3 protein-coding genes are annotated in these 1,756 nt (G+C 47.5%); all 3 read right to left on the bottom strand.

Going from position 1 to position 1,756, the window contains the following annotated elements; all coding sequences use genetic code 11:
• Nucleotides 1–286 (bottom strand): YggT family protein (locus R7O12_RS24055; RefSeq protein WP_318126558.1); only part of this gene is annotated, 286 nt, incomplete at its 3' end.
• 52 nt (nt 287–338) lie between these two features.
• Entirely contained in the window at nt 339–1,157 is an 819-nt protein-coding gene (gene proC, locus R7O12_RS24050) for a pyrroline-5-carboxylate reductase (protein WP_025789439.1), read from the bottom strand.
• Between the two features lie 119 nt (nt 1,158–1,276).
• On the bottom strand, nt 1,277–1,756 hold a 480-nt coding region (locus R7O12_RS24045; protein WP_318126555.1), incomplete at its 5' end, for a YggS family pyridoxal phosphate-dependent enzyme.

The raw sequence follows: 1,756 nt of genomic DNA, 5'->3' as shown, positions 1-1,756 counted from the left end.
GGAAATCAACGCTGAAAGAGACAGAGCCGTTAGACGCAATCAGAATCAGCGCGACAAATTTCAATACACACAGCACGTAAGCGAACAGAACCGTTGCAAGGTCAATATTGCCGATAGATGGAATAACACGACGCAGTGGGCCAATGACTGGCTGAGTCGCTTTTACAATAAATTGCGAGAACGGGTTGTAGAAATCTGCACGTGCAGCTTGCAACCAAATTCGCAAAATCACGACCATGATATACAGGTCAAATAGGGTTGAGATGAGAAAACTCATTGAATTCATAAGGTACCCTTAACAAGTAGTGGATGATGTTTCTTGAGAATCATCCAGATAATTAAAACAGTTTTTCCATTTCTTCTGCGCGAGCAACCGCAGCTTGCATGGCTTTTGCAATGATGTCCGTTAACTGATGTTCGTTGAATGTACGAAGTGCTTCGGCGGTTGTGCCGCCTTTCGAAGTCACGTTTTCACGCAGTGTCGACAGTTCGGTGTCTGGATTGCTCACCACCATACTTGCCGCACCCAGCGCTGCTTGTTGAACCAACAAACGAGCCGTTTCTTTATCAAAACCTTGAGCTATCGCTTCAGCTTGCATCGCTTCCATAAACAGGAAGAAGTATGCCGGAGCGCTGCCTGCTGCTGCAATCACATTGTTGATGCCTGATTCTTGTTCCACCCAGCAAACTTTACCAACTGCTTGCATCAGTTCTGCGGCAAAGGCTCTGTCTTGTTCTTTGACATGTTCTGGAGCGAATAAGCCACTCATGCCCAACCCCAACTGAGATGGAGTGTTTGGCATGACGCGAACCAAATTCAATTTTGTCGCTAGCATCTCATCCAAACGTGAACAATTGATGCCTGCCGCAATAGAAATCACGAGCTTGTTGCTAAAGTCGATAGATTGCAGAGGTTTACAAACATCCGCCATCATTTGTGGTTTCACAGACAGAACCACCACATCGGCCTCGGACGCTGCCAGCATGTTGTCGCTGGTGGTGCGGATACCAAAATCTTGCTCAAGCGGCAGACGACGCGCCTCTGATGGGGCGGTTGCAACAATGTTTTGTGCAGGGTAGCCGTTAGCCACGAGGCCAGAAACAATGGCTCTGACCATGTTTCCCGCACCGATAAAGGCGATCTTTTTATGTTCCATTTGTCTGATTTCCATCATGATATTTACGATTTATTGTGCGCTCAGGTGTATAATGGCGCCGCTTTGCGTTAACCGCTGTTTCATCGCGGTATCAATTAAGCATTTTCGCTCTTAAATGACTATTCACTTTTCGTGCTGTAGTCTCGCGCGCCAAAGATAGCCGTTCCGATACGAACCATGGTGCTGCCTGCTTCAATCGCAGCGGTCATGTCGCCACTCATGCCCATCGATAAGGTATCGATTTCTGGGTATTGCTGTTCAAGGGCTTGCTTCAGTGTCGCTAGCTTCTCGAACTCACGAAGCTGGGCGTCGTAGTCTGACACGTTCGCAGGAATCGACATCAATCCTCTTAAAGTGAGGTTGGGAAGGCGAGAAATCAACTCAGCCAGTTCGAATATTTCTGCGTCACTAACGCCAGATTTGGAATCTTCACCACTGGTGTTGACTTGAATCAGCACTTGCAATGGTTTGAGTTCTTGCGGACGTTGCTCATTGAGTCGCTGTGCGATCTTAGCGCGATCAATGGTGTGAACCCAATCGAAATGTTCAGCAACAAGTCGCGATTTATTGGATTGAATCGGGCCAATGAAGTGCCATTC

It is taken from the genome of Vibrio sp. Vb1574, from assembly GCF_033338675.1.
The sequence above is the reverse complement of the archived record's forward strand: the minus strand, read 5'-3'. Positions and strand labels throughout refer to the sequence as shown.

Excerpts from the sequence above, each read along its gene's own strand:
- proC (WP_025789439.1), bottom strand. The coding sequence starts at position 1,157 with ATGGAACATAAAAAGATCGCCTTTATCGGTGCGGGAAACATGGTCAGA.